The sequence below is a fragment of the Brevibacillus fortis genome (genome assembly GCF_003013395.1).
Classification (GTDB): domain Bacteria; phylum Bacillota; class Bacilli; order Brevibacillales; family Brevibacillaceae; genus Brevibacillus; species Brevibacillus fortis.
In genome coordinates this window covers 15243-41375 of sequence record NZ_PXZM01000037.1, presented here as the reverse complement: position 1 = coordinate 41375, position 26133 = coordinate 15243, and the positions used below count along the sequence as shown (strand labels likewise).

Genomic DNA, 26133 nt, shown 5'->3' with positions numbered 1-26133 from the left:
AGTTTTCAAAGAGCATTTTCGCAACAACCATTTCATCTTATCAGGTTGTCCAGATCGTGTCAACAAGTTTTTTCAACGTGTTTTTCAGCGACCTCATTAATCTATCACATAAGCTGAGATAAAAGCAAGAACTTTTTTCAGCAATTTGTAATCGATTTATGTAAAAAAGAAGAACAGGTATTAATATATCACTTAACGCATTTAAGTGCAAGTAAAAAAATAAAAACCACCTGAGATTTTCTCAGATGGTCTTATTCTTCATTGCTAGTCGCGGTTACGCATGTGCGGGAACAACAGTACATCGCGAATGGAAGGAGAGTTCGTCAACAGCATCACCAAACGGTCAATACCGATTCCTAGTCCTCCAGTTGGCGGCATACCATACTCAAGCGCTTCAATGAAATCGTCGTCCATATCATGCGCTTCGTCGTTACCAGCTTCTTTTTCCAAGAGCTGTGCTTCAAAGCGTTCGCGCTGGTCAATTGGATCATTGAGCTCTGTAAATGCATTAGCATGCTCACGAGCTACGATAAACAACTCAAAACGATCCGTGAATCGCGGATCCTGGTCATTTTTCTTAGCCAATGGCGAAATCGCCACAGGATGACCGTAAACAAAGGTAGGCTGAATCAACGTATGCTCCAGCTTTTGTTCAAAGAATTCATTCACTACATGTCCGAACGTATGGTGAGGCTCAACGGATACGCCATGCTCTTTTGCCAAAGCACGCGCTTCATCGTCGCTCATTTCCTTCCAGAAATCTACGCCGAGATTTTCCTTAATCAAATCTACCATGTGTACACGACGCCATTTTGGTGTCAGGTCAATCTCGTTGCCTTGGTACTGAATTTTCATAGTGCCCAATACTTCCTGTGCGATATGAGCAACCATTTCTTCAGTAAGGCTCATAATATCCTGGTAGTCGGCATACGCTTCGTACAGCTCAATCATCGTGAATTCAGGGTTGTGGCGAGTAGAGATCCCTTCGTTGCGGTATACGCGACCGATCTCATACACCTTTTCCAGACCACCGACAATCAGGCGTTTCAAGTGCAGCTCAATAGCAATACGCATATAAAGCTGCATATCCAATGCATTGTGGTGCGTGATAAATGGACGAGCAGATGCACCACCGGCAATCGCATGGAGTGTAGGTGTTTCTACTTCCAGATAGCCAAGGTTGTCCAAATAACGACGCATCGAAGTCAGAATACGGCTACGCGTAATAAACGTATCGCGAACTTCTGGGTTTACAATCAAATCCACGTAACGCTTACGGTAACGGGTCTCGATATCTTTGAGGCCATGATATTTCTCAGGCAGTGGACGCAGTGATTTGGTCAGGTAGGTCAGTTCCTTTGCTTTTACACTGAGCTCGCCCGTCTTTGTTTTGAAAACAACACCTGTTACACCGACCATGTCACCGATATCAGCCAAATCAAATACTTTGCTCAGCTCTTCGCCAACGGTATCCTGACGGACGTAGATTTGAATCTGACCGGAACGATCCAGCAGCTGAGCAAAGCTCGCTTTACCCATTCCACGTTTCGCCATCAAGCGGCCTGCAATCGTAACCACGTTCTCTTCCGCTTCCAGCTCTTCCTTGCTCTTTTCGCTAAAGGATTTCGTAATATCTGCAGCGTGATGCGTTTGCTCGAATTTTTTACCGAACGGATCAAAGCCCCACTCACGCAATTGATTCATTTTGTCATGACGCACTTGAAGAAGCTCGTGAAGCCCTTCCTGTTGCTGTTCTTCTTGCTGTAGGTCTTGCTCGTTTGCCATTTTACTCACTCCTCTAGAAAATGCCTGCATTAACAATTTTGTACAGACTTTTATAATAGCGATACGGCGTACCTCGCAAAAGGTACGCCATAGATCGACTGCTTACAGGTTAATATCAAGAATCTCGTACTGAATGACTCCTGCCGGTACGTTTACGTCAACAATCGCGCCTTTTGCTTTACCAAGCAGCGCTTGACCTACCGGGGACTCGTTGGAAATCTTGTTGTTCATCGGATCGGATTCAGCCGAACCTACAATCGTGTAATCCATAACATCACCGAACTCGAGGTCTTTCAGCTTCACGCGGGAGCCTACGCTTACGACCCCTGTATCCACATCTTCATTTGTAATGATGCGGGCATTGCGCAGCATTTTTTCCAGCGTCAAAATGCGGCCTTCGATGAACGCTTGCTCATTCTTTGCCTCTTCGTATTCAGAGTTCTCACTGATATCTCCAAAGCTGATCGCTTCTTTAATACGAGCTGCTACTTCCTTGCGTTTAACCGTTTTCAAATCTTCAAGCTCTTGTTCCAGCTTCGTTAAACCTTCTGGTGTAAGGATGACTTCTTTTTCAGACATGGTTCAATTCCCCCGTTTTAAAAAATGATTCCATTATACTGGGTAAAGTACAAAGGATTATATGTAGATGTTCTATACAATATACAGCAGAATGCAATCGTCTGTGAGGTTCAAAGGTAAAGCTGCCAGTGTGGACTGGCAGCTCGGCTCCCAATATTACGGAGTATTATAGGATATGAAGGAACCCTTGTCAATGTCTGGAATGAACCACCAGTTTTAGTAGCTGACAGCCTCATCACGCGCTGTTTCCAGCGGTTCTTCGTTGTCATCTGTGTAGTTTTCGATCCACTCGACATAGTTCATGAGGACGCGACGAAGCTCCTCTTCTGTCTCAACCGCATTCACGAGATTTTTCGTGTGCGTCGAGCCCTTCAAGCCTTTCAAGTAATACGCCGCGTGCTTGCGCATCTCTAGGACTCCCACTCTCGGACCCTTCAGTGCGATTAAACGCTCTGCATGCAATAAACAAATATTCATCTTTTCACGTGCGGTTGGCTCCGGACCAAGCTCTCCCGTCGTCAGATATTGAATCGTGCGATACAGCATCCACGGATTTCCAAGCGCAGCGCGTCCAATCATAACACCATCGCAGCCTGTTGTATCCAACATGCGTCTCGCATCCTCAGGAGTAGCCACATCCCCGTTTCCGATCACCGGAATCGAGACGGTTTCCTTCACCCGACGGATCCAGTCCCAGTCAGCTTGCCCTTTGTACATTTGTACGCGGGTACGTCCATGAACAGCAATCGCTTTGCCGCCTGCACGTTCTACTGCCTTAGCGTTATCCAGTACGTACAGATGCTCTTCGTCCCAGCCCAATCTCATCTTCACGGTAACCGGCTTGTCGACCGCATCGACCACAGCAGATACGACTTCGTAGATTTTATCTGGATCGAGCAACAGACGCGCACCTGCATCACAGCTCGTAATTTTCGGCACAGGACAGCCCATATTGATATCAATGATATCCGCATTCGTATGCTGGTCTACATATTTCGCCGCACTCACCAAGGTTTCCTTGTCTCCGCCAAAAATCTGCAAACTTAGTGGTTTTTCGCGTTCGTCGACAAACAGCATATCTATCGTTTTTTTGTTTCCGTGCACGATACCCTTGTCGCTTACCATCTCGGCGCAAACCAATCCAGTACCGAACTCCTTGGCAATCAGACGAAAAGCAGGATTACAGACACCTGCCATTGGAGCGAGAACCACGTTGTTTTTTAATTCGATATTGCCGATTTTCATCTATTTTCGCCTCCTTAATTCCCGCTTAGTCGGGGTCTTGGAGAGGACAATCCTATCCAAACTTCATTACATCACTTATTTATAGCACATAATTCATCGTAGTCTACCTGTAAAGTGCTGGCGATCTTCCGTAATACGGGCTCTGTTGGTTTACGAGTTCCTCTCTCTAATGATCCGACAAACGACAGTGACACTCCCATCTTTTCCGAAAGGGACTGTTGCGTATACCCTTTTAGCTTTCGGAAGGACCGGATTCGATTTCCCAATTGATTGCTCCCCACTCACGTACCCCCTTGTGATCTTCTACCAATAAGGAAAGATAATGATCAATGGTCTGGTTATGCTCAGGTAAAACGCCGCCTTCCCAAACGTCTCGAAGCGGCACGAGTACAAAAGCACGCGCGCTCAGCCCAGGATGAGGAATCATGAGATTGTCTTGCGAAACACGAGATGTCCCGTACAACAGTAAGTCAATATCAATCGTGCGCGGTCCCCACCGAACCGTTCGCACACGCCCCAGCTCACGCTCTACTGACAAAGCCGTATCTAGTAGCTGATCCGGGGTCTGTTCTGTTTCCACAGCGATCGCCATATTCAGAAATGCGTCTTGTTCGACGTAACCAAATGGATCGGTCTCATAAACAGAGGAGACACGCAGCACACGAATTCCAGGTTGCTCGTTTAATCTCTGAATCGCCAGGCGTAAGTTCTGTGCCCGATCCCCAAGGTTAGAGCCTAGCGCCAAATATGCACAAACTGTCATGAAGAAAAATCCTCTCTTCTACGGATCATCTCAATCGCAACCGACTCATAATGCCCATTGATCGGCGGATTCGGCTTGGTCACTTTTGCTTTGACTTCATGCAAAGGGAATTGCGAAAGTAGACGTTCCGCTATCACAGCAGTCAGTTTCTCTATCAGTTGAAACCGTTCACCCTCGACAATTTTTTGCACACAAGTAAAGATATCGGCGTAATTGACTGTATCCTGAAGATCGTCACTTGCTCCGGCTTTGGATAAATCGAGCGATAGCTCCAGATCGACATAAAACCGTTGGCCTAGCTCAGCCTCTGCTCCAAACACACCGTGATATCCGTAAAAAGACATGCCATTGAAGTAGATTTTATCCAAGGTTAAATGCCCCCTTTTATCATCGCGTCCATCATCTTGGTAACGCGCTTCATTTCTTTGACATCATGCACTCGTACCATATGGCAGCCTTTTGCCGCCCCGAGGGCAACTGTCGCTGCAGTACCTTCGACACGTTCATCTACGGGCAGATCGAGAACATGACCGATCATTCGCTTGCGTGAAGTGGCCAGCAGAACGGGATAGCCCAGACCTACCAGATCATCCAGCCTGCGCATCGTCTCGAGATTTTGCTCGACAGTCCTTACAAACCCGATCCCCGGATCGAGGATAATTCGCTCCTGTTTTACCCCTGCCTGCATGGCAATCTGTACGGACTCACGCAGGTCTTTGATATAGTTTGGGAAAAAGTCGTGGTAGTCCGTGTCTTCGCGATTGTGCATCAGGATAATGGGCACGTCGAGACGAGCAGCTACCTCTGCCATCCGCTGATCACGCTTCGCTCCCCATACGTCATTGATAATATGCGCACCTTCTAAAATAGCCCGTTCTGCAACCGACGCTTTGTAGGTGTCAATGGACAGAGGAACAGACAATTCCTGCGAAAGTATCCGAATGACTGGCAGCACTCTGTCCAGCTCCATGGCCTCATCGACTGGTTCCGATCCTGGACGCGTCGACTCTCCCCCGATATCAATCAGGTCAGCTCCGGCCTCAACCATCGCACGTGCTTGTGCCAGTGCTGCCTCCACATTGACAAAGCGACCCCCATCCGAGAACGAATCAGGTGTCACATTCAAAATGCCCATGACTAACGTGCGCTCCCCTAGTGGCAGGACATACTGACCACAGTTTAGCTCGCGGCGCGTACGAAGCTTGGCAGGCATAGCTAAAACTTCCCGTACCTCTGCCGCCAACGCTCGTAATTCGTCTGTTTGGGTTTTCATATGATCCAACGCCAAATCCATCTGCTTATGGGAAGCCATCAACAGCACGTATGTTTTGTCGGCAGTACCCGGTTGGTCTGAAATAATGGCTTCCGCATCGAAAGAGTACATAATCTCTCTCACACTCTCTGCTACAGCCACACTCATGTTTTCCGTGTGAATCTTCAGGCTCGTCCCCGATTCCGCCATGCGTTCAGCTTCTGGAACAGGAACACCCCTTTTGACAAGCTCCGATACCATCTCAGCGAAGGTCGCAGCATGGATTCGAAATGAATTGTATTTCATGATCAAACTCCTTTTTCCGTCTTCGCACATTGAATAGTAGCATACCATAATTTACTCGCTAGCCGCTACAGACTGACGGTATGCCCGGTGCAGTTCGCGCGAATATGTACCATATGTCGAAGCGACGGAATACCCGTCAATTTCGCTAATCGGAACAATCTCTTGCACGGAATTTGTCGTAAAGACTTCATCGGCATTGAGTAGCTCTTCCAAGCGATATCGACCTTCTTCGACAGGCATGGATAATTGCTGTGCCAAAGTCAAAACATGTCGCCGCGTCACACCATCAAGAATGCCTGTATCAATAGAAGGGGTAAACAACTGACCGTTCTTGATCCAAAATACATTGCTCACAATTCCTTCCGCCACGAAGCCATCATGCGTCAAAAACAGACCTTCCACTTCGGGACGGGCACCGAGTTCTTGGCGAGCAAGAGCATTGTTTAAGTAATTGTGCGATTTAAAACGCTGCTGACCTTCCGCTGTCTGTCTAGCCAACGCCAATGTCTGCAATCGTTTTGGCTCGGGAGGTACTGCCAGAGGTGCTACGGGTTTGGCAAATACGAATAAGGACGGACGCTCGTACCCCCCTGCTACCAAGCCTACTCCTTCTGAGCCAGCCGTAATACTCAAGCGGACGTAAGCATCACGCAACTCGTTGGCATCGATGGTCATCCTAATGGCGCAAGCCAGCTCTTCCTTTGTCCAAGCAGGTTGAATCTGCAACGCAAAAAGCCCGGAACAAAGCCGGGCGTAATGAGCGTCCCATAGAAATAGCTTGCGGTCGTATACACGTAATGTTTCAAACAGACCAATGCCGTATAAAAACCCGTGGTCCAATACTGATACTGTAGCCTCATGAGCAGGACAAATCGTCCCGTTTACATAAACGTGCATCTTCGCTCTCTCCCGATAATATAGTCGAGAGCATCATATCATATCTTTTTCTCCTCTTCATCCGGCGTCAAATCTTTCATGGACAGCTTAAACTCATTCAAAGTCTGCCCGAGTGCACGACCAATCTCCGGCAGCTTTTTCGGACCGAAAAGCAACAAGGAGATGATCAAGAGCAAGATCAATCCGGGAATACCGATGCTCGATAGCATAGCTAGCCACACTCCTTTTCCTGTCGAATACCCAGTCTCTTCAAAGGATGTGCATAAAGCATCCAATCTACTCCCAGCACCAAGCGAAAAAGGCTACCACTGAAGCATGGTAGCCCATCACTCACGAAATTTTACTCTCGCTTATTTTTTCCCACCCAAGATTTCAAAGATGACATCTGCATTTTTGGTGTTGTCGATCAATCCAGAGACGTTCTCTTTTCCAGGGCCATATGCATAGACGTTTACATCCTCACCTGTGTGTCCACCCGTTGTCCAGCCAGTAAAGGAGCGTGTATCGATAATCGCTTCGATGGCATTATCAATTTTCACTTGGTCTTTTGTTTCAGCAGCTTTCTTCACTGATGCGATTTCTTGTGGAGTCAGCTTCAGGTCAATGTACTTCTTGAGTGTTTTTTCTACATTTGCACCTTTTGCAATCTCAGTCGAAATGAAATCAGGCGTACGTTTCACTGCTTTAATCGGCTCTACCAAGAAGTTGTATTCATCTTTAGCCGCTACAGACAATCCACCTGTGGAGTGGTCAGCAGTCGCGATAACCAGGGTATTTCCATCTTTCTTCGCGAAATCAATCGCTGCTTTGAAAGCTCTCTCGAAATCTTCCATCTCGCTCATTGCGCCAACGATGTCGTTGTCATGTCCAGCCCAGTCAATTTGGCTTCCTTCTACCATCAGGAAGAACCCATCCTTGTCCTTGCTTAGACGATCGATCGCGGCATTTGTCATTTCTTCGAGGGAAGGTGTTTCGTCGGCGCGGTCGATCATTTTGTCCATTCCGCCATCTGCAAACAATCCGAGAATTTTGCCGTTTTTGTCGTCCAATAGTTCGCTCTTCGAAGTAACGTAGCTGTAGCCATCTTTCTTAAATTCTTTCGTCAGGTCACGATCTTTTCGAACGAAGTTTTTCAAGCCACCGCCAAGCATTACATCAATAGAATGCTCGCCGTTAATTTTCAAATCATAGTAATCATTCGCAATCGCATCCATATTTTTGCGGCTTTCGTCATGGGCACCATAAGATGCAGGTGTAGCATGTGTAATCTCGGAAGTAGCTACCAAGCCAGTAGATTTGCCTACTTTTTTCGCACGTTCGAGTACAGTTTCTACTTCTGATTTGTCGTTGTCTACTGCAATGGCATTATTGTAGGTTTTTTTACCGGAAGACATCGCCGTAGCAGCAGAAGCGGAGTCTGTAATGTTTTGCTTGTGGTCTTCTGCGTAAGTCATTTGTGCACCGACCAAATATTTATCGAATTCTGTCGGCTCCATCAGTGGAGTCGAATGGTCATCCTTCATATAACGATGTGCGGTTGTATAAGCAGTACCCATGCCGTCACCGATCAAGAAAATTACATTTTTCACTTTTGCGTTATTATTATTTTCTGCTGCTTTTACAAGACCTGTAGTAGGACCAAAGAACGCTGTAAAAGCCAGCGAGGAAATTACTGCTACGGGAACGAGTTTTTTGGGGAATGTACGGAACATCATGTACCTCCTAAGAAATGAATTATTGTTTATTTTCAACTTGATTGTAATCTTCCAATATTGAGAAATGACGTGGGGAATGTAAAGAAATTTAAGGAAACAGTAAAGATCGATTTACATTTGCTCAAGAGAGGAAAGGGTCTTCTGGTTTGAGTCAACATAGTGGAGGAGAAGAAAAAGCACAATTCTCTTCGACTCTGACACGCCAGCATGGGGAATCACTGCCCGTCTCCACTTCAAAAAGGGGACCGTCGAGCCAAAGCCACCCTACGGGCGGAAGTTTCTCAAAGAAGAGGTGTTCGACAACCGTGGTCCCCTTTTTGAAGTTCCGACTGGGTAGGCGCTGTCAAGGTCTACGAGCCCTGCGCTTTTTCTTCTCACCAGCCTTTATTGGTTCATCGATACCTTTGAAACTTAGGATGAGATGTCACAACAACTGTCTCACACTAATAAACCCCTACCTATTAGACATGACTATGCCAAGCCTTTGGGGTTGTCTTAGCTTCGCTTATCTTTCCGACTAATAGAACAAAAAACCGCCCTCGAAAAAAGGCGGTTTCCCTGTCGTATCTATGTGTTAACCTGTCGTATGGCGCGCGTATGCGGTAAGGAAGTTCTTCAGCAATTGTTTGCCGTGCTCCGTAATAATCGATTCAGGGTGGAACTGGACACCTTCGATTGGGTATTCCCGATGGCGTACAGCCATAATTTCGCCTTCGGCTGTTCGGGCGGTTACTTCCAGCTCGCTCGGAATGGACGCTTCCTCAATAATCAAGGAATGGTAGCGTGCCGCTGTAAAAGGGGAAGGGATGTCCTGAAAGATGGTTTTGCCATCATGGAAAACTTCGGACGTTTTTCCGTGCATCAAGCGCTCGGCCCGAATGACTTTTCCGCCAAACACTTGCCCAATGGACTGATGGCCCAAACAAACACCCAAAATCGGAATTTTTCCGGCAAAATGGCGGATTGCATCCATGCTGATCCCCGCTTCATTTGGCGTGCACGGTCCTGGAGACACCATCAAATAATCAGGTGCCAATCGTTCGATTTCTTCCAGTGTAATTTTGTCATTGCGATACACTTGTAGCTCTTCCCCAAGCTCTCCCACATACTGCACCAAATTGTAGGTAAAGGAATCGTAGTTATCAATCATCAAAATCATCGTACACTCGTCTCCTCTCAACTCATCGTTCTCTGCTCGCTCAACTCAAGCGCTTTCCACAACGCTTCTGCCTTTTTCAATGACTCGGCATACTCAGCCTCAGGAACCGAGTCAATCACGATACCCGCTCCAGCCTGCACATGAGCTACGCCATCCTTGATCACCATGGTACGGATGGCAATGTTGACCTCGATATCACCATTGAAGCCAAACCAGCCGATTGATCCCGTATAGACGCCTCGTTTGACTGGCTCCAGCTCCTCGATGATTTCCATCGTGCGAACTTTTGGCGCTCCGGTGATCGTCCCTCCCGGAAAAGTCGCTTCGATCGCATCCAGCGCATCCTTGCCTGCTGCCAGCTCTCCTTTGACGTGAGAAACGATATGCATGACGTGGGAATATTTCTCCACGACCATGAATTCGCTGACCTCCACACTGCCAAAGCGACATACTCGGCCCATGTCATTGCGTTCCAGATCAACCAGCATGACATGCTCTGCGCGTTCCTTTTCATTATCAATCAGCTCACGTGCCAATGCATCGTCCTGCTCGTCCGTTAATCCACGCGGACGTGTACCGGCGATCGGACGCGTATGCACTTCCTTGCCTTTTACCTTTACAAGTAGTTCTGGCGAGGCACTAACCAATTGAAATTCAGGGAAGCTCAGATAGCCCATATAAGGAGACGGATTCAGCTTGCGAAGCACATCATACACTTCTGGGGCTGTCACCTGCACCGACTTGCTTTGCCGTACCGACAGATTGACCTGAAAAACATCCCCTTGGGCGATGTACTCCTGCACCCGACGAACGGCATCCTCGAATTGGTCTTTGGCAAAGGATACGGACGCTGGCACTAGTTTGGCTAGCGGTCTTTTGCGCAAAGCTTCCCAATCTGTCTCATCGCAATCCATTGCCAATGAAGCAATCGAGTCCATGCGTTTTTCCAGGTGGAATGCTGCTTGTCGATAGCTCTCTTCGGTCAAATTATCCGCACTCAAATGCGTCAGGCAAATGATCTCTCGGGTCTCATGATCAAAGACGAGAAGGTCTTGCATTATCATAACATACAGGTCTGGCAACTGTAAGTCGTCAGTCGCTATCTGTGGCAAGCTAGGCTCAAAAAAGCGGTTCATCTCATAGCTGATATAGCCTACGGCGCCACCGGAAAAATCTGGCATATTTGGAAGCGTAGGGGTACAGTAACGAGACAGCAGCTCTCGTAAAGCATTCAATGGGTTGTGAGCCTCTATGCTCTCTATTTTTCCTTCTGGGTACGAAACGATGGTTTCTCCTCGCTGACTGCGCAGCGTAGCGATAGGCTCATATGCCAAAAAGGTATACCGCCCAGCTCGTCCGCTTTCCAACAGGACAGCATTTTGCAGAGAAGGCTGTAGTTTTGTGAGCACCTGCCACGGATCAATCGTCGAAGACCACGGTTTACGCAGGGCAAGGGGAACCAACGGATAAGATAAGGCATACGTCTGGCAATCAGCAAAGGTAGGGAACATTCTTCCTCTTCACGCTCCGGTTTTCACTATTTATCCGTTCATTATATAGTTGCCTAGTACAAAAAGAAAAGACCACGTCGCCAACGGGGCGCTGCGTGGTCTTGCCGTGTCTTTTTCTGATTAATCTTCGAACTGATACAGAGGCGTGGACAAATAACGCTCACCATTCGAAGGAATGACAGCAATCACTTTTTTGCCTTTGCCGAGCTTCGCTGCTACTTGCAGAGCCGCATGGATCGCCGCCCCAGAAGAAATCCCTCCGAGAATGCCTTCCTGACGAGCAACACGACGCGCAGTTTCAAAAGCGTCCTCGTTTTCTACCTTAATGATTTCGTCGTAAATTTGTGTATCAAGAATATCCGGGACAAAGCCAGCCCCGATTCCTTGGATTTTATGTGGACCTGGTTTGCCGCCAGACAGAACTGGCGAAGCCGCAGGCTCAACAGCTACGATTTGTACATTCGGATAGTGTTCACGAAGAACCTGCCCTACACCCGTAATCGTTCCGCCTGTACCGATACCGGAAATAAACGCATCTACGCCGCCGATTTCCTTCGCTTGGTCCAGAAGCTCACGTGCAGTCGTCTCACGGTGTATAGCCGGGTTTGCCAAGTTATTAAATTGTTGTGGAATGAAATACGTGCTATCTTCTTTCGCCAGCTCTTCTGCTTTGCGAATCGCTCCGCCCATCCCTTCGCTGCCTGGTGTGAGAACTAGCTCCGCACCATACGCACGCAACAGGTTGCGTCGCTCAATACTCATCGTCTCTGGCATGACCAGAATAGCACGATAGCCTTTTGCAGCAGCAACCATCGCGAGTCCAATACCGGTATTTCCGCTCGTAGGTTCAATGATAGTATCACCCGGTTTCAGACTTCCCTCTGCCTCTGCTGCCTCAATCATCGACAACGCAATTCGGTCTTTTACACTGCTGCCCGGGTTGAAGAACTCCAGCTTCAAGTAAATGTCTGCAATATCTTCGGTGACAACACGATTCAGCTTTACAAGCGGAGTAAATCCAATCAAATCGATAATGGAATTAGCCACGCGCATATGTTCTGCCCCTCCTATTTTTAATAACCGAGTAAAACGCTAGGATTTATTGACATAATTATATCAACGGTAGCCTATTTGGTCAATGAGGCATTTGCCCAGAAATCTGGACTCCTACCGATTTTCGCAATCGCTCCAGCACGACATCTAGCGACTCCACCTGGGCAAAGGCGATTTCTCGGCGCAGCTCATCTTTTACCTCTTCAAACGTCCGTTGACTAGCTTCCCTGCGCTCTGTCAGTTGATAAATGACGTATTGATCGTCTATTTTGATCGCTTCGCTATATTTGTCTTTCTCCAGCTTTTCTACGATGGGCTTCGCCTCGTCGGGCAATCGATTATCCTTGATGGAAACCCAGCCTACATCGCCGCCGTTAGCCGCGGTATCCGCATCAATCGAGCGCTCTTTGGCAATCGTCTGAAAGTCGGCTCCGTTTTTTAAATCAGCCAAAACTTGTTCCGCTGCCTTTGATGATGCCACGACGATTTGTCCCAAATGCATCTGCATAGGTCGGGTATAACGGTCAGATCGGCTATTGTAGACGTTTAGCACTTCTTCATCCTTGATGATCATGTCCTTCGTTGCCAGGGTTTGCAGCAGGATTTGATAAGAAATCTCCTGCTTGAGGGCTTCCACGGTCGTTCCCGCCTGTTTTAACAGTGCAGCCTCAAACTCGCTGTCTGTCCGACTGCCATAGCTGTCGCGAATCTGGGAAAGCTCTTGCTCCAGCTGCTTCGGATCAACCGTGACGCCGGATCGCTTCGCCTCTTGAAAAACGACTTCCCGATTAATCATGTCGTTTAGCACCTGCTTACCAAACTTTTGTTTCAGCGCCGTTACATACTCATCGTTGCTAATCGTCTTATCCCCTACAATGGCCGCAGGCTGCAGCTTGCCTGATGCCTGGTACCACGCCCAGGTAACGGCAAGCAGCAACAATACAAGCGCCCCAATGAATGCCCACAACCCTTTTACGTTGGTCATGCCAACACTCCCCTACTTGACGCCGCGCTTACATGTCTTTCAGGATGTCTTCCAACGCGGATCTGTCATAATGGTAACGTTCATTACAGAAATGACAGTGTACTTCTGCTTCGCCCTGTTCTTCGATCAGACCTTCCATTTCTTCGCGTCCCATACTGATCAATGCCTGAACAACCTTATCCACTGTACATTTGCAGCTAAATTGAATGTCAGTGTGGCTCAGGATTTTTGGCTCATCCAATACGCGGTCCAAAATTTCTTCAGGAGTCAAGCCTTCGCCAATCATGCGAGATACTTGCGGAAGCTGTCCCAAGCGTTCTTCAATTGCTGCTACAACCTCTTCAGGCGTATTCGGCAACAGCTGAAGAATAAATCCACCCGCAGCCAAAACAGAACGGTCCTCAGGATTAACCAGTACACCCACCCCTACTGCTGAAGGCGTTTGCTCGGACATCACAAAATAATAAGTGAAGTCTTCCCCAATCTCACCAGAGACGATCGGCGCACTGCCTTGATACGGCTCCTTGAGACCGAGATCTTTCGTCACGTACACAAACCCGTCTGTTCCCACTGCACGCGCTACATCGAGCTTACCTTTATCGTTTAGCTCAAAGTGGACGTGAGGATTGGATACATAAGCAATTCCTTCACCATGTGCGTTTACTTCCGCGATGATCTGCCCGATTGGTCCGCCTCCTTTTACTTTGACATGGAGGCTCTCGTTTCCTTTTAACATAGCCCCCATCATCAAGCTAATGGTCAGCGTACGTCCCGCTGCTGCTGTAGCTGTATTCCACATGTCGTGACGACGACGCATATCTTCGACAGATTCTGTTGTGCGTGCGGCAAATGCACGAACATGCCCATTAAAACCAGTTGCTCTTATCATATAATCGCCCATGTAGCGATCCTCCTTTACGATCTACCTCATTAAATAACGAAAAAATCATGAAGCTATCTTACCAGTTTACCACAAGGAGAAAAAGACTACGCTTCTCCAGCTATGAGTCTGACACTTTGCGAATTCGACCATTTCTGACAGAAAAAACCCCTCTATACGAAGAGGGGCCGAAGTAACGAAATCCTATGTTAGGTTAAATAATCTTTTAATACATGAGAAGCTTTTTGCGTCCGCAATCGGTCAATCGTCGTCGCTTCAATCTGGCGAATACGCTCCCGGGTAAGACCGAACATTTTCCCCACTTCCTCCAGCGTATACACTTGATCATCATAGAGACCATAACGCATGGAGATAATTTCTTGGGCGCGGGGACTAAGCCGCTCCAACGCTGCACGCATTTGCGAGCGAAGGTCTACCTTTTCAATCCAGTCATCCAGAGAGGACAACCCATCATCCATGATTTCTGCGTAGCTCAAGCTCTCGTCTTCATGCCAAGCCTGCCATTTCTCACTATCCAGCTCAGCGTCAATGGATTCCATCTTCATCATCAAAGCCAATTCGATGGCCTCCACCTTTTCCAACGGAATATCCAAGAGAACGGCAATCTCTTGTCGATCCGGCGTACGGTTCAAAGCGTGGATGAGATGCAAAACTTGCTTTTGATACTGGCGAATCTGCTCATGCATGTGGACAGGAATGCGGATCAAAGTTCCTTTGTCGTTAATAGCACGGGTGATCGCTTGTGAGATCCACCAATGCGAATAATGATAGAGACGCACGCCACGTTCCACATCAAATTTGTCAATCGCGGTAAACAAACCAATCGTGCCCTCCTGAATCAAATCCAGGAACGGCATCCCTCTTTTCAAATGGCGCAAAGCGGTACTTACTACATAGCGTAAATAGGCGCGCACAATCGTTTCACGTGCTTCCAGATCACCATCCTGCTGATAGCGAATCAGGCAAGCAAGTTCTTCTTCTTTGTCCAACATGGGTGTTGCAGCGACGCTTTCCAAAAACAGTAGAGCAGCGGTGTCCGATCGAAGCGACCTAGGGACAACTATTCCCAACTGTGTCTCCACTTCCCGCCACCTGCGGGGTGTTGAATGGAACGAGGAGGTACTCAGAGTCATATGCAACCCTCACTTCTCTGGAATGGAAGTTCACGATGAAGTATGTGAGTCACGGAATGTTTTACTGTAAACGTATTTCGACAAAACCTGTTTGATTCCTGCCAGTTAACAGAATATTAACAGTTCTCCTCTCCGAATAGTTGATGAAAGCCCTTTCATCCGGTAGAGTTAAAAGTTTATGAAGAAAAAGCCATCCCCAGTAGCCGAGGATGGCAAAAAGACAATGTCGAATTTTCTGACAATAACCAAGATTACTGATACAAGTGACAGGCGACGAAGTGGTTGGTGTCCGCTTCCTGCCAGATAGGCTTCTTTTCGGCGCATACTGGTTTGGCTACCGGACAGCGCGTACGGAACACACAGCCGCTAGGTGGATTGATCGGGCTTGGAACGTCACCTTCGATAATGGTGCGCTCACGGCTTTTCTCTAAATCGGGATCGGGGACAGGAATGGCCGCCAACAACGCCTGCGTGTAAGGATGCTTGGGTGATTCGTAAAGAATTTCACTAGCGGTCATCTCGACCATATTGCCCAGGTACATGACGCCAATACGGTCACTGATGTGTTTGACCATCGCCAAATCATGCGCGATAAACAAATACGTCAGCTTTTGTTCCTGCTGTAGTTTCTTCATTAAATTAACGACCTGGGCCTGAACCGAAACATCGAGTGCGGAAATCGGTTCATCGGCAATGATGAATGAAGGATTGACGGCAAGTGCCCGAGCAATTCCTATCCGCTGTCGCTGACCGCCACTGAACTCGTGCGGGAAACGGTTGGCATGCTCTTTTTGCAAACCAACCATCTCCAACAGCTCAATCACACGATTCATCCGTTCTTTCCCTTTATATAGCCCGTTAAGATGCAGGCCCTCCGAAATGATTTCCGCAATGTTCATTCGGGGGTTCAGAGAAGCATACGGGTCCTGAAAAATCATTTGCATATGGCGTGTGAGTTTACTCCGCTCAGCAGATGATGCCTGATGGACGTTTTGCCCGTCAAAAATGACCTCACCTGTCGTCGGTTGATACAATCCGATGATTGTTCGCCCTGTGGTCGATTTGCCGCAGCCAGATTCTCCTACCAGTCCAAACGTCTCCCCCTCATATATATCGAAGGAAACATGATCCGCTGCCGTAAGTGAGAGCCCTTTACCCAACGTAAAGGTTTTTGTCAGGTTCTTTACCTGGACTAGCTTCTTTCGTTGCATCTGGCCACTCCTCCCCGTTATCCGTTTACCAGTATCTTCTGGAGACGCAATGTTCCTTTTCGAGCTTGTAGCCATCCAGCTTGACGATCTCAATGACACTTCGCGAGTCCGGAGAATGAATCATTTCGCCATTCCCCATGTAAATGCCCACGTGATGAACTCTGCCTTTCCCCTCTTCATGGGCAAAAAACAACAGATCGCCCGGAAGCAAAGCTTCTTTTTCCACGAGTTGTCCAGCTCTTGCCTGATCAGATGCATCACGCGGAATCTGAAGCCCGACAGAACGGTGCATGTTGTACGCAAATCCAGAACAGTCATAGCCGTAAGAGGACATGCCGCCCCATAAGTAATGCAGGTTGAGGAATCGCTTACCCGCTTCTACAATTGCCTCTCCACGATTGCCGGAAAGCTCGATGGGCTCGTTTGCTTTGACGATTTGTACATCTGCTTTTGGCAAAAGTCCTGTTCCATTCGGTGTAGCTACGGTTATCCACTCTGCACTTTCTTCTATTAGCGGCAGTTTGGTCAAAAAGGCAAGCTCCATGTCTGGTTTTTGGTCGGCTGTATGTAGACGGGTAAACGCGGCCGTGACCATCGCCAGCTTTTGGCCTTGCTGTATCTCAAAAGCATCTGACCACGTTGCTAGCTGGCGAGACGGAATCCAGCCCGGATAGCCTATAGCGTTTTTATTCGTAGTCTGATCAGGAATCAGAACCTGTGACCATTCTCCTTGCTCCTCAACTACTTCTACGCGCGTACCGTACAGTGCTTGTGTTTGAATCGCGTTTTGGTCGTAAAAACCAAGCTTCTCTTCTATAGTAAGGGAAGCGAGCCAATTACGCGCATCTACCGGGGATTGGAGTGCCACTCGGTCAATAGCACGCGGCGACTCCGGCTTGGTCCACACAGTGGCGACAGAGACAGAAACAATGGCAGATTTCATCTTAGATTTCTCCCTCCCAAATACTAACGGAACGAATACCGAGTCCAGACTCTTCTGGCATGCGCATCAAGCGACCCTCGTACGTTACGCCACCTTCTATGCCATCGTGCAAAAGCATCAACGGAGCATCGAAATCATAGCGAGTGATGTTCTTCTTACTGGCTGCAAAATGAGCGGCTGCTGAAACAGCCAGACGCGATTCGATCATGCTGCCAACCATGCATGGAATACCGTACTCTTCAGCCAATTGATTGATCAATTGTGCTTTGTAAATGCCGCCAGCTTTCATCAGCTTGATATTAATCAGGTCAGCCGCACGATTTTGCAAAACCTGCAGGGCCTGCGCTGGTGAAAACACACTCTCGTCAGCCATGATTGGCGTATCGACCGAATCGGTTACCCGCTTCAAGCCTTCCAGATCATGCGCTTTTACAGGCTGCTCAATGAGTTCGATGCCGAGACCCATGTCCTCCATTTTGCGAATGGATTGCACCGCTTCTTTTACATTCCATCCCTGATTGGCATCAAGACGAATCTTCACCTGATTGCCCACGGATTTGCGAATTTCCTGGATGCGCAAAATGTCATCCTCGATATTGTCCTTGCCGACCTTGATTTTCAGTACGTTAAAGCCTTGCTTGAGATAGAGAGCCGCATCCTCGCCCATTTCTTTCGGGGAGTTCACGCTGACGGTATAATCGGTTTCCAATTGGTCACGGTAGCCACCCAGGAATTGATACAACGGCATTCCTGCGCGCTGAGAAATGAGGTCGTACAGGGCAATGTCTACTGCTGCCTTCGCACTCGTATTTCCTACCATGGATTGATGCAAGGTTTGAAAAACTCGTTCATAGGCAAGCAGATTCAAGCCGATGAGCTGAGGTCTCATCGTATTCATAACCGCTGACTCGATGCTCTCGATGCTGTCTCCCGTAATGACGACAGTAGCCGAAGCTTCGCCCCACCCGACCATACCGTTGTCGCAGGTGATTTTCACCAGAACAGATTCCAGACTATGCACCGTACGCAAAGCCGTTTTAAAAGGCTTTTTCAATGGAACAGATATTCGTTTTACTTCGATGGCTTGAATAATCATGTTTTCCTCCATCTTCTCCAGCACTCGTGCTTTCTTTAGCTGTGTTTTTTCTAATAGTCATACTAAATTATAGCACTATTAAAATTTTCAGCAAAAAAGGGGGAGAGTCATTTCATCCGCTTGAAATGACTTCTCCCGAGTCACTCTTTCTTACTTCACGACAGCTTTTCTCAGGTCTGTGTAGCTAAGTGAAGAGCTTTGTACACCACTCACCTTGTCGCTTGAGAGCAAGGAAGTGTTGTAGAAATACAGCGGTGCGATTGGCGCTTCATCCAACAAGAGTTTTTCTGCATCATGCAACAGCTTCAGACGTTTTGCATCGTCTGGCTCCTTGTATGCGTCTTGGATCAGCTTGTCAAATTGCGCATTGCTCCAACCCGTACGATTGCTTGCTGCCTTCGATTGGAAAATATCCAGGAAGTTGATCGCATCACCGAAGTCAGGCAACCAGGAAGAACGAGCGATTTGATACTGCAATTGCTTTTGCATATCCGTCAAAACTTTTCCTTCAACTTTTTGCAGCTTCACATCGACGCCCAGTGTTTGCTTCCACATTTCTTGCGCGGCTTGCGCCGTTTTTTCGTTAGCCGTTCCGCTGCGGTAGGTGAGTGTAACCTCTGGCAGCTTTGTGTAGCCTTTTTCTTTCATTCCTTGTTCCAGAAGCTTCTTCGCTTCATCTGGATTGAAGTTCACCAATTCTCCGCCTACTTCACGGAATTGGCCCTCACCGTTGGCATCAGGCAAACCATAAGATACGAAGCCTGTTCCTGGTTTTTGTTGACGCATCAGCACCAGGTCGACCAGTGTTTGACGGTCAATCGCCAAGCTGAATGCTTTACGAATATTGGCGTTATCAAATGGCTCCTTTGTTACATTGAAACGATAGAACTCTGTACCTGCTCCATCACGTACGAATACTTTTCCATCCTTGAACAATTGATCTGCCATGTCTGCTGGAACAGTTGTCGTTCTGTGCAGCTCTTCGTTCGTAAACATTTGATACTCGGTATTCTCGTCGTCAATCATTTTCCAAACGGCACCAGGCAGAGTTACGTTTGCTGCATCCCAATACGTATCGCTTTTCATCATTTTCAATTCGCTGTCATGCGCCCACTCTGTCAGCTTGAATGGTCCGTTTCCAACAAAGCTTGCCGCTTCTGCTGCCCATTTCGGATCTTTTTCAACCGTTGCTTTGTGTACAGGGAAGAAAGCTGGGTTGGACGCCAACAGGAGCGTCCAGGAAGCTGGTTGAGCGAGAACCACCTCTAATGTCTTTTCGTCCACCGCTTTGACTTTTACGCCATCCGCCGGTCCTTTACCGCTGTTATATGCCTCCGCCCCCTCGATAATGTACGCGAGGGATGCTGCCGGAGAAGCCAATGCAGGATCAAGCATGCGTTTCCACGCGAACTCGAAGTCCTGAGCCTTTACCGACTCACCATTGGACCATTTGTTGTCACGCAGGGTAAAGGTATAGGTTTTTCCATCTTCGGAAATTTTCCATTCGGAAGCAGCCGCTGGTTGAGGCTTTTGGTTTTCGTCCAGACGGGTCAATCCTTCCATCAGGTTGTTCAAAATGTTATAGGACGGCTCGTCGAAGCCAATCGGCGGGTCCAATGACGTCGGTTCCTTGATATTGTTCAAAAGCAAAAGCTTTGCCGCTTGATCACCTGGCGTTGGAGCGTTTGGCTGTGCCGTGTTGCCTGGTGCAGGCTCACTTGGTGCAGCTGGTTGACCCGATGTACATCCAGCCATGAGCATAGACACACCCAGCGTAGCAGTTAGCAGCAATGTCGATAGTTTTTTCACTGTTTCTTCCCCCTTATTTTTTTGTATGACGTAAAAGGATAGCGCCGTCAGACGACACCCTCTTTTACACGAATGAAGCTGGGCTTGACCACTGCCCTCAATAGCTATGAATCAGGTCCCTGTTGGCGGCTGCATCGACACCAGCAACTTCTTCGCTCGTGGGTCCTGCAACCAACAGGAAACCGCGTGTTTGCTATGGACATGGGTCTCCGCAGGTTGATAATTCCGACATACTTCCAGCGCATAGTCACAGCGTGCAGCGAATGCACAGCCAATCGGGGGACTAAACAAATCTGGAGGCGTTCCCGGGATTGGACTCAGTGGAATCGAGCGATCCGCATCCAGACGAGGCATCGACGCCAGCAAGCCTTTGGTGTACGGATGCTGTGGATTGTAAAAAATGTCGCGCACAGGACCCGACTCCACCACTTTTCCGGCATACATGACATTGACCCGATCCGCAATCTTGGCAACGACTCCCAGGTCATGCGTGATAATAATGATCGAGACCCCCGTCTTTTGCTGAATGCTCTTGAACAGCTCGATGATTTGCGCCTGAATCGTTACATCCAACGCTGTCGTAGGCTCATCCGCAATCAGAATGGAAGGCTTACAAACGAGCGCAATCGCAATCATGATCCGCTGGCGCATCCCGCCACTGAACTGATGAAGGTATTGCTTGAGACGACTCTCTGGATTGGCGATCCCAACCAAGGTGAGAATTTCAATCGCTTGCCGCTTGGCTTCGCTTCTGGTGACCTTTTGATGGCGAATGATTCCTTCCATAATCTGCTCACCAATAGTGATTGTCGGGTTGAGCGACGTCATCGCATCTTGAAAGATCATGGAGATTTCTTTTCCACGCAGCTCGCGCATTTGCTTTTCCGGCAGCTTTGCCAGGTCCTGGCCTTTAAAATGAATGCTTCCACCCGCGATTTTTCCGATATGCTCCGGGATCAGACGCATAATGCTCCTCGCCGTTACGCTTTTCCCACATCCGGATTCACCAACAATCGCCAGTGTCTCCCCTTTGTTCAAGGTAAAGTTCACGTCCCGAACGGCGTTCACTTCCCCACCATGCGTCTTGAATGTCACCCGAAGCCCGCTGACTTCCAGCAGCTTTTCCTTTTTATCCATGTTGCCTACCTCCTTGACTTCGGATCGAACGCATCGCGCAAGCCATCACCGAGCACGTTGAACGCAAGCATCGTCAGCGAGATTAAGAAAGCAGGGAAAAAGAGCCGCCACCAATGACCGGACAAAATGGTGGAGAGTCCATCGTTGGCCATCACACCCCAGCTAGCCATTGGCGCCTGAATGCCAAGACCAAGGAAGCTCAGAAACGCCTCTGCAAAAATGGCAGATGGAACAGATAACGTGACATAGACAATAATGATGCCAATTGTGTTGGGCAACAGATGTTTGCGAATGATGTAGAAAGGCTTTGCCCCCATTGTTTTTGCCGCCAGTACGTACTCCGAGTTTTTCATTTGTAGTACCTGACCGCGTACAGTCCGCGCCATCCCGATCCAGCCTGTCGCACTTAACGCGATAATAATGGTTAAAAGTCCAGGTCCCATCACGACCATTAGTAAAATCACTACCAACAAATAAGGAAGGCCGTACAAAATGTCGACGAAGCGCATCATGATATTATCGATTCGCCCGCCCAAATATCCGGCAATTCCTCCATACAAGACACCAATGAAAAAATCGATAAGTGCTGCTGTCAAGCCGACAAACAGGGAAATACGAGCACCATACCACACACGTGTGAACACATCGCGGCCAAAATCATCGGTTCCAAACCAGTTCGCTTCAGAAGGCGGTTTGTTTTTCATAATAATCGACTGTTTGGCGTATTCATGACCAGAGATCATCGGTCCAATCGTCGCCATAACCCCAAGCAAGATAATAACCACCAACCCCATCAGGGCCAGCTTGTTTCCTCGGAGGCGAAGCCAAGCTTCTTCCCAAAACGTCAGTTGAGGTCGCACAATCGCTTCCGCATTGAGGTTGTCTTTGCGCATGGGGATAAATAAATCATCAGAAACGATCATCCTTCGCTCTCCTTTCGATGCAGCTTAATTCGTGGATCAATGATGCCGTACAGTACATCGACGACAAACATCAGGAAAATCAAAAGTGCGCTGTAGAAAACAGTCGTTCCCATAATGACGGAGTAGTCACGGTTATTAATACCAGCCACGAAATATTTGCCCATCCCAGGAATCGCAAAGATTTTTTCGATTACAAAGCTTCCCGTCAACACGTTGGCAATCAGTGCGCCTAAAAGCGTGACGACAGGCAAAATCGCATTACGCAGTGCGTGCTTCAACACGATCGTCACCGGAGACAGTCCTTTGGCGCGAGCGGTTTCAATATATTCCTGGGTCAACACTTCCAGCATGTTGGTCCGAGTCAAACGAGCGATAATCGCAATCGGACCAAATGCCAAGGCAAGCGCTGGCATAATCACATGCTGCCAGGAACCCCACGTTGCAGTCGGCAACAGCTTCCATTCGACCGCCAAATATTTGATTAATAAGGAAGCAACAACAAAGCTGGGAACAGATATCCCGATAACAGCAATAATCATGGCAAGGTAATCAATGAGACGGTTATGTCGTAGCGCGGCGATCACACCAAGCGCGATACCGGTGACAATCGCAAAGACGACAGAAATCAGACCAAGTTGAAAAGAGACGGGGAATCCACGGGCGATCATTTTGTTGACCGTATCGGAGCTGTTGGCAATCGATGGCCCAAGGTCAAACTGCACCAGCTTTTGCAAATACAGCCCGTATTGGACAAGGAGTGGCTTATCCAGGTTGTAATAGGCATTGAGGTTGGCAGCAACTGCTTCATTTAATGCCTTTCCTTCTTTTTCAAAAGGAGATCCTGGAACGGCATGCATCAGGAAAAAGGTGAGGGTAATGATGAGCCATAACGTCACGATCATGGAGATAAATCTGCGGAAGACAAAAGATAGCAAGGACTCTCCTCCTTTTCATCAAAAATCCGTAAAACCAAGTTGCTGGCAGCGACTGACCTCTCGTAATAAGCAAAAAACCCAGCAAATGCACGCGATCATGGCATTTGCTGGGTTTTACTTACGTGTATGCCGTGCATACGAATAAATAAAGCAGCGTGTGTATTCATTTGGTGACGGTGGCTTTATTTCTCGTGGAAACAGCTTGTTTGTACTTCTTTTGCGCGTCTTTAAACGCGGCGATCAATGTTTTTTGGGAAGATCCAAAATACCGAAAGCGAATCTCTTCGCCAATTTCCTCCGACGCCATAATCGAATGACCGATAAAGATCGACCGAGCAAAGTCAGACGTCAGTTGGACAGTGGAGGAACAGGCCGCATCTACGATCTTGTCGTTGGAAGTATCGACAACCAATCCGATAAAAAAAGCGCTGAATTGCTGTGTAATCGGATTGTTCGAAGAGGACTGTGCATCTCCTACGATATAAATGGTATCTTTATCAAACAAGTCAATAACCCCACTTTTACTATGCTTAACGGACCGGCAAACGGGATGTTCGGAGAGCGACTTCCTCACAATCGCAAGCTGGGTAAGCACTTTCCTACATAGTACCAGAAGAATTTGCAATTTGTAAATAAGTCTGACTAATCTTTCAGTTCTTCTACAGATACGACTGGAAACGAATGCGACGGCAGTATCGGCAGAAACGGTCGCTCGTGGATGTAGGCAACCACGACATGGGATGGACCAACCATTTTTTTCGGTGCGAGCTGCAGCTCCTCCCCTCGCTCCGTTACGACGGTAATCTGCAGCATTCCGCCTCCCGGACGAGCTGGCCCTTTCGTTGCTCGCTCTGTCACGAGGGTTGTCCCATTGTACTGTAGACGTAATTGGAGGTCATTGCGCCACGAACGGAAATCCACATAATGGCGCGAGAAAGGAATGGGATCAGTGGTCACACTGTCTGCTTGAGGAACGAACATGGCTTGCTCACGACGGTAGCCACCATTCTCGTGCATTCTGTCATCAAAACGTTCAAGAGCCTCGTCTTCAAGCAGATCAATCACACCTTCTGTTTTCAATACTGGATCAACAGCAAAGGTGGCGTGATGATTAGACAACTCAAGGAGTATCTTCACTTCTGTTTTTTTCTGCATGGCGATGTCTGCGTCTACAATAAACATGCCTACCAGCAAAAAGAACAGCATCGTAGAAATGGAAAAGATGTTTATACCCGTAACGATAGCCTCCTAACGGGAGGGAGTTTTACAGATCGTAGTCCATGATGTTAACTGTGCCTGTTCTTTGGACTTGCAAGGAGTCAGCTGGCATTGGAATCCATGAGGTAAAGCGGGGGTATGGAATAGCCAGCTTCACGAGAAACTCATCTTCGTGGCTCCATATGACGGGATCAAGTGAACGAGTGCGACTGACACTGACAGACAGCTCCTGATCTGGAACGGAAAACTTTTTCGCTGTCAGCTCCCGAGCGATCAATGCCCGAACCTCTTGTTGCAAGTTGGCTTCACTCGTCCCCCCGTGATTGCTAACGTATTTCGTAACTGCCGCGCTCACTTCCAATAATTCGTTTCTTGCCTGAACGACCGTATGTACCTGTAAAAGTCCCAATGGAACGAGTAGCATAACCATAATGTTCAGAATCACAGCGATTAATTGACCCATTAGCCTGTACCAAAACGCGTTACTTCAGCGAGTAAATCACCGAAAAACTGTGTGCATGCAGAAAGGAGATTTTGCGGGCCAGTGAGAAGCAGACCTACCGTCAAAGGCAAAACGATAGCCATTACAGCCAAAATACTAATCATTTTATTCATGCGCTACCACCCTGGATCAAAGTATTCGGAAGGACGGCTTCCCGTAAAGGAAAAGGATGTATCCCCCTCCACAAACTTATGCAGCCATTGGGTCACTTTTGAAGGCTGGATGATAACCGACAAGGTAATCGCCTCCTGTCGCTCTTTGCGAGCTCGCTCATTCTCGGTTCGAGGCCAGCTCCCAGCAAACGCATCCTCTGTCACTTCCCAACCCAGTTCTTTCATTTTAAGAAGATAGTAATCTGCTAACGTAGGCTCCAAATACCCGATGTCCTGCATATCATCCAGTAAGTCAGCATAGATTCCACGGGCAATCGCCCTTTCCATTGCGTACAAGTGATAAGCTCCCAATGCGGAAGTGATCAATAGAAGGACCAATAAACAAATAAGAAAGACTTTTGCTTTAACCATCGTTTTAGAAACGCCAGCTCCTCTTTAATGGAAGATGACTGTCGCTGCTCGATACACCCTTTCTTGTTGTGTTTGTCTAAGCTGCTCTTCTGGCTGGAGATTCCAAAGGACCGCGCACAAGCTTCCTACCATAATAGAAATGATGAGAAGAACGTGGATGTGCAGCATTATTTTGACGACGTATAGGATGTACCGTTTTGCATCCTGAAGTTGATGTTTTCATTTCGAGTATCGTAGTTCAGCGATGTGATGGATTGGTTAATGCTCTCGGCAGAATCGTTTGCCGCAGGGCTTAACTCATTACCATAGCTGCTGACACCTATCCCTAATACCATGACGCACGCTAAAAATATAAAAAACATTTTCGACATCTCGAATTTCCCCTTTGCTCATACATGATTTAAGGTATAGCTTTGTCGATCCACCCAACTGCTCGATCTCTCAGCCCGTCCTCTTTTACTACCGATGTGTTTATTTCGGACAGGCTGGAAACGATTATTCCTAAAGAGAAAACGATGCACATGATGATAGATAATAGCTTGGTCACGAGT

At 47.9% G+C, this 26133-nt stretch carries 29 protein-coding genes; all 29 read right to left on the bottom strand.

All coding sequences use genetic code 11. The features are described from left to right. Window positions 1-264 precede the first annotated feature (264 nt). The 29 genes from lysS to C7R93_RS30395 all read right to left on the bottom strand — a co-directional run bounded on the left by lysS (window position 265) and on the right by C7R93_RS30395 (window position 26129). Window positions 265-1785, bottom strand: a complete 1521-nt coding sequence (gene lysS, locus C7R93_RS22355; RefSeq protein WP_106840885.1) for a lysine--tRNA ligase — start codon at window positions 1783-1785, stop codon at window positions 265-267. A gap of 102 nt (window positions 1786-1887) precedes the next feature. Beyond that, window positions 1888-2364 (bottom strand): transcription elongation factor GreA, encoded by a 477-nt coding sequence (gene greA / locus C7R93_RS22350; RefSeq protein WP_007725265.1) that lies wholly within the window; start codon window positions 2362-2364, stop codon window positions 1888-1890. A gap of 216 nt (window positions 2365-2580) precedes the next feature. After that, window positions 2581-3609: a tRNA dihydrouridine synthase DusB gene (gene dusB / locus C7R93_RS22345; protein WP_106840884.1), complete on the bottom strand. Its 1029-nt coding sequence runs from the start codon at window positions 3607-3609 to the stop codon at window positions 2581-2583. Between the two features lie 71 nt (window positions 3610-3680). Next, complete coding sequence (locus tag C7R93_RS22340) at window positions 3681-3890, bottom strand: helix-turn-helix domain-containing protein (RefSeq protein ID WP_106840883.1); 210 nt, start codon at window positions 3888-3890, stop codon at window positions 3681-3683. After that, window positions 3842-4372 (bottom strand): 2-amino-4-hydroxy-6-hydroxymethyldihydropteridine diphosphokinase, encoded by a 531-nt coding sequence (gene folK / locus C7R93_RS22335; RefSeq protein WP_106840882.1) that lies wholly within the window; start codon window positions 4370-4372, stop codon window positions 3842-3844. The genes C7R93_RS22340 and folK overlap by 49 nt, the downstream gene beginning before the upstream one ends. Then, window positions 4369-4740: a dihydroneopterin aldolase gene (gene folB / locus C7R93_RS22330; protein WP_106840881.1), complete on the bottom strand. Its 372-nt coding sequence runs from the start codon at window positions 4738-4740 to the stop codon at window positions 4369-4371. The genes folK and folB overlap by 4 nt, the downstream gene beginning before the upstream one ends. 2 nt (window positions 4741-4742) lie before the next feature. Then, window positions 4743-5930: a dihydropteroate synthase gene (gene folP / locus C7R93_RS22325; protein WP_208637843.1), complete on the bottom strand. Its 1188-nt coding sequence runs from the start codon at window positions 5928-5930 to the stop codon at window positions 4743-4745. A 51-nt stretch (window positions 5931-5981) separates the two neighbouring features. After that, window positions 5982-6827, bottom strand: a complete 846-nt coding sequence (pabC, locus tag C7R93_RS22320) for an aminodeoxychorismate lyase (protein WP_106840880.1) — start codon at window positions 6825-6827, stop codon at window positions 5982-5984. A 38-nt stretch (window positions 6828-6865) separates the two neighbouring features. Beyond that, entirely contained in the window at window positions 6866-7036 is a 171-nt protein-coding gene (gene tatA, locus C7R93_RS22315; protein ID WP_106840879.1) for a twin-arginine translocase TatA/TatE family subunit, read from the bottom strand. Window positions 7037-7177: 141 nt separating this feature from the next. Continuing rightward, the gene (locus C7R93_RS22310) at window positions 7178-8539 is read right to left on the bottom strand and encodes an alkaline phosphatase (RefSeq protein WP_106840878.1); all 1362 of its coding nucleotides are present in this window, start codon (window positions 8537-8539) and stop codon (window positions 7178-7180) included. A gap of 577 nt (window positions 8540-9116) precedes the next feature. Further along, window positions 9117-9701 carry an aminodeoxychorismate/anthranilate synthase component II gene (gene pabA / locus C7R93_RS22300; protein WP_056493388.1) on the bottom strand — a complete coding sequence of 195 codons (585 nt, stop codon included), beginning with the start codon at window positions 9699-9701 and terminating at the stop codon, window positions 9117-9119. A 17-nt stretch (window positions 9702-9718) separates the two neighbouring features. Further along, window positions 9719-11212, bottom strand: coding sequence for an anthranilate synthase component I family protein (locus C7R93_RS22295; protein ID WP_106840877.1), 1494 nt, complete (start codon window positions 11210-11212; stop codon window positions 9719-9721). 120 nt (window positions 11213-11332) lie between these two features. Beyond that, window positions 11333-12265 carry a cysteine synthase A gene (gene cysK / locus C7R93_RS22290; RefSeq protein ID WP_106840876.1) on the bottom strand — a complete coding sequence of 311 codons (933 nt, stop codon included), beginning with the start codon at window positions 12263-12265 and terminating at the stop codon, window positions 11333-11335. 82 nt (window positions 12266-12347) lie between these two features. Continuing rightward, window positions 12348-13250: a peptidyl-prolyl cis-trans isomerase gene (locus C7R93_RS22285; protein ID WP_106840875.1), complete on the bottom strand. Its 903-nt coding sequence runs from the start codon at window positions 13248-13250 to the stop codon at window positions 12348-12350. A gap of 28 nt (window positions 13251-13278) precedes the next feature. Beyond that, a complete protein-coding gene (gene hslO, locus C7R93_RS22280) occupies window positions 13279-14151 on the bottom strand; it encodes an Hsp33 family molecular chaperone HslO (protein ID WP_106840874.1) in 873 nt (290 codons plus the stop codon). Between the two features lie 188 nt (window positions 14152-14339). After that, window positions 14340-15284: a sigma-70 family RNA polymerase sigma factor gene (locus tag C7R93_RS22275; protein ID WP_106840873.1), complete on the bottom strand. Its 945-nt coding sequence runs from the start codon at window positions 15282-15284 to the stop codon at window positions 14340-14342. A gap of 251 nt (window positions 15285-15535) precedes the next feature. Beyond that, window positions 15536-16495 (bottom strand): ABC transporter ATP-binding protein, encoded by a 960-nt coding sequence (locus C7R93_RS22270; RefSeq protein ID WP_106840872.1) that lies wholly within the window; start codon window positions 16493-16495, stop codon window positions 15536-15538. A gap of 25 nt (window positions 16496-16520) precedes the next feature. After that, complete coding sequence (locus tag C7R93_RS22265) at window positions 16521-17438, bottom strand: C40 family peptidase (protein WP_106840871.1); 918 nt, start codon at window positions 17436-17438, stop codon at window positions 16521-16523. Between the two features lies 1 nt (window position 17439). After that, window positions 17440-18534, bottom strand: a complete 1095-nt coding sequence (locus C7R93_RS22260) for a dipeptide epimerase (RefSeq protein ID WP_106840870.1) — start codon at window positions 18532-18534, stop codon at window positions 17440-17442. Between the two features lie 150 nt (window positions 18535-18684). Further along, window positions 18685-20343 (bottom strand): peptide ABC transporter substrate-binding protein, encoded by a 1659-nt coding sequence (locus C7R93_RS22255; RefSeq protein ID WP_106840869.1) that lies wholly within the window; start codon window positions 20341-20343, stop codon window positions 18685-18687. A gap of 111 nt (window positions 20344-20454) precedes the next feature. Then, window positions 20455-21480: an ABC transporter ATP-binding protein gene (locus C7R93_RS22250; protein ID WP_106840868.1), complete on the bottom strand. Its 1026-nt coding sequence runs from the start codon at window positions 21478-21480 to the stop codon at window positions 20455-20457. A 5-nt stretch (window positions 21481-21485) separates the two neighbouring features. Continuing rightward, on the bottom strand, window positions 21486-22403 hold the full coding sequence (locus tag C7R93_RS22245) for an ABC transporter permease (RefSeq protein WP_106840867.1): 918 nt from the start codon (window positions 22401-22403) through the stop codon (window positions 21486-21488). Next, complete coding sequence (locus tag C7R93_RS22240) at window positions 22400-23338, bottom strand: ABC transporter permease (RefSeq protein WP_106840866.1); 939 nt, start codon at window positions 23336-23338, stop codon at window positions 22400-22402. Before C7R93_RS22240 ends, C7R93_RS22245 begins: the two co-directional genes overlap by 4 nt. Before the next feature lie 163 nt (window positions 23339-23501). Next, window positions 23502-23843 carry a DUF3870 domain-containing protein gene (locus C7R93_RS22235; protein ID WP_012683929.1) on the bottom strand — a complete coding sequence of 114 codons (342 nt, stop codon included), beginning with the start codon at window positions 23841-23843 and terminating at the stop codon, window positions 23502-23504. A 137-nt stretch (window positions 23844-23980) separates the two neighbouring features. Continuing rightward, window positions 23981-24544: a hypothetical protein gene (locus tag C7R93_RS22230; protein ID WP_106840865.1), complete on the bottom strand. Its 564-nt coding sequence runs from the start codon at window positions 24542-24544 to the stop codon at window positions 23981-23983. A gap of 58 nt (window positions 24545-24602) precedes the next feature. Beyond that, window positions 24603-25019 carry a hypothetical protein gene (locus C7R93_RS22225; protein WP_106840864.1) on the bottom strand — a complete coding sequence of 139 codons (417 nt, stop codon included), beginning with the start codon at window positions 25017-25019 and terminating at the stop codon, window positions 24603-24605. Continuing rightward, window positions 25019-25171 carry a hypothetical protein gene (locus C7R93_RS30400; RefSeq protein ID WP_007725191.1) on the bottom strand — a complete coding sequence of 51 codons (153 nt, stop codon included), beginning with the start codon at window positions 25169-25171 and terminating at the stop codon, window positions 25019-25021. The genes C7R93_RS22225 and C7R93_RS30400 overlap by 1 nt, the downstream gene beginning before the upstream one ends. 3 nt (window positions 25172-25174) lie before the next feature. After that, complete coding sequence (locus tag C7R93_RS22220; RefSeq protein WP_244191634.1) at window positions 25175-25498, bottom strand: hypothetical protein; 324 nt, start codon at window positions 25496-25498, stop codon at window positions 25175-25177. A gap of 484 nt (window positions 25499-25982) precedes the next feature. After that, entirely contained in the window at window positions 25983-26129 is a 147-nt protein-coding gene (locus C7R93_RS30395) for a hypothetical protein (RefSeq protein WP_167402495.1), read from the bottom strand. Window positions 26130-26133: the final 4 nt, after the last annotated feature.

Excerpts from the sequence above, each read along its gene's own strand:
- C7R93_RS22250 (WP_106840868.1), bottom strand. The coding sequence starts at position 21,480 with ATGGATAAAAAGGAAAAGCTGCTGGAAGTCAGCGGGCTTCGGGTGACA.
- C7R93_RS22275 (WP_106840873.1), bottom strand. The coding sequence starts at position 15,284 with ATGACTCTGAGTACCTCCTCGTTCCATTCAACACCCCGCAGGTGGCGG.
- C7R93_RS22230 (WP_106840865.1), bottom strand. The coding sequence starts at position 24,544 with ATGCTGTTCTTTTTGCTGGTAGGCATGTTTATTGTAGACGCAGACATC.
- C7R93_RS22295 (WP_106840877.1), bottom strand. The coding sequence starts at position 11,212 with ATGTTCCCTACCTTTGCTGATTGCCAGACGTATGCCTTATCTTATCCG.
- cysK (WP_106840876.1), bottom strand. The coding sequence starts at position 12,265 with ATGCGCGTGGCTAATTCCATTATCGATTTGATTGGATTTACTCCGCTT.
- C7R93_RS22285 (WP_106840875.1), bottom strand. The coding sequence starts at position 13,250 with ATGACCAACGTAAAAGGGTTGTGGGCATTCATTGGGGCGCTTGTATTG.
- pabC (WP_106840880.1), bottom strand. The coding sequence starts at position 6,827 with ATGCACGTTTATGTAAACGGGACGATTTGTCCTGCTCATGAGGCTACA.
- C7R93_RS22220 (WP_244191634.1), bottom strand. The coding sequence starts at position 25,498 with ATGGAAAGGGCGATTGCCCGTGGAATCTATGCTGACTTACTGGATGAT.
- tatA (WP_106840879.1), bottom strand. The coding sequence starts at position 7,036 with ATGCTATCGAGCATCGGTATTCCCGGATTGATCTTGCTCTTGATCATC.
- greA (WP_007725265.1), bottom strand. The coding sequence starts at position 2,364 with ATGTCTGAAAAAGAAGTCATCCTTACACCAGAAGGTTTAACGAAGCTG.
- C7R93_RS22260 (WP_106840870.1), bottom strand. The coding sequence starts at position 18,534 with ATGATTATTCAAGCCATCGAAGTAAAACGAATATCTGTTCCATTGAAA.
- pabA (WP_056493388.1), bottom strand. The coding sequence starts at position 9,701 with ATGATTTTGATGATTGATAACTACGATTCCTTTACCTACAATTTGGTG.
- C7R93_RS30400 (WP_007725191.1), bottom strand. The coding sequence starts at position 25,171 with ATGAATAAAATGATTAGTATTTTGGCTGTAATGGCTATCGTTTTGCCT.
- hslO (WP_106840874.1), bottom strand. The coding sequence starts at position 14,151 with ATGGGCGATTATATGATAAGAGCAACTGGTTTTAATGGGCATGTTCGT.
- folK (WP_106840882.1), bottom strand. The coding sequence starts at position 4,372 with ATGACAGTTTGTGCATATTTGGCGCTAGGCTCTAACCTTGGGGATCGG.
- C7R93_RS22310 (WP_106840878.1), bottom strand. The coding sequence starts at position 8,539 with ATGTTCCGTACATTCCCCAAAAAACTCGTTCCCGTAGCAGTAATTTCC.
- C7R93_RS22225 (WP_106840864.1), bottom strand. The coding sequence starts at position 25,019 with ATGGGTCAATTAATCGCTGTGATTCTGAACATTATGGTTATGCTACTC.
- C7R93_RS22245 (WP_106840867.1), bottom strand. The coding sequence starts at position 22,403 with ATGATCGTTTCTGATGATTTATTTATCCCCATGCGCAAAGACAACCTC.
- C7R93_RS22265 (WP_106840871.1), bottom strand. The coding sequence starts at position 17,438 with ATGAAATCTGCCATTGTTTCTGTCTCTGTCGCCACTGTGTGGACCAAG.
- C7R93_RS22270 (WP_106840872.1), bottom strand. The coding sequence starts at position 16,495 with ATGCAACGAAAGAAGCTAGTCCAGGTAAAGAACCTGACAAAAACCTTT.
- folP (WP_208637843.1), bottom strand. The coding sequence starts at position 5,930 with ATGAAATACAATTCATTTCGAATCCATGCTGCGACCTTCGCTGAGATG.
- dusB (WP_106840884.1), bottom strand. The coding sequence starts at position 3,609 with ATGAAAATCGGCAATATCGAATTAAAAAACAACGTGGTTCTCGCTCCA.
- lysS (WP_106840885.1), bottom strand. The coding sequence starts at position 1,785 with ATGGCAAACGAGCAAGACCTACAGCAAGAAGAACAGCAACAGGAAGGG.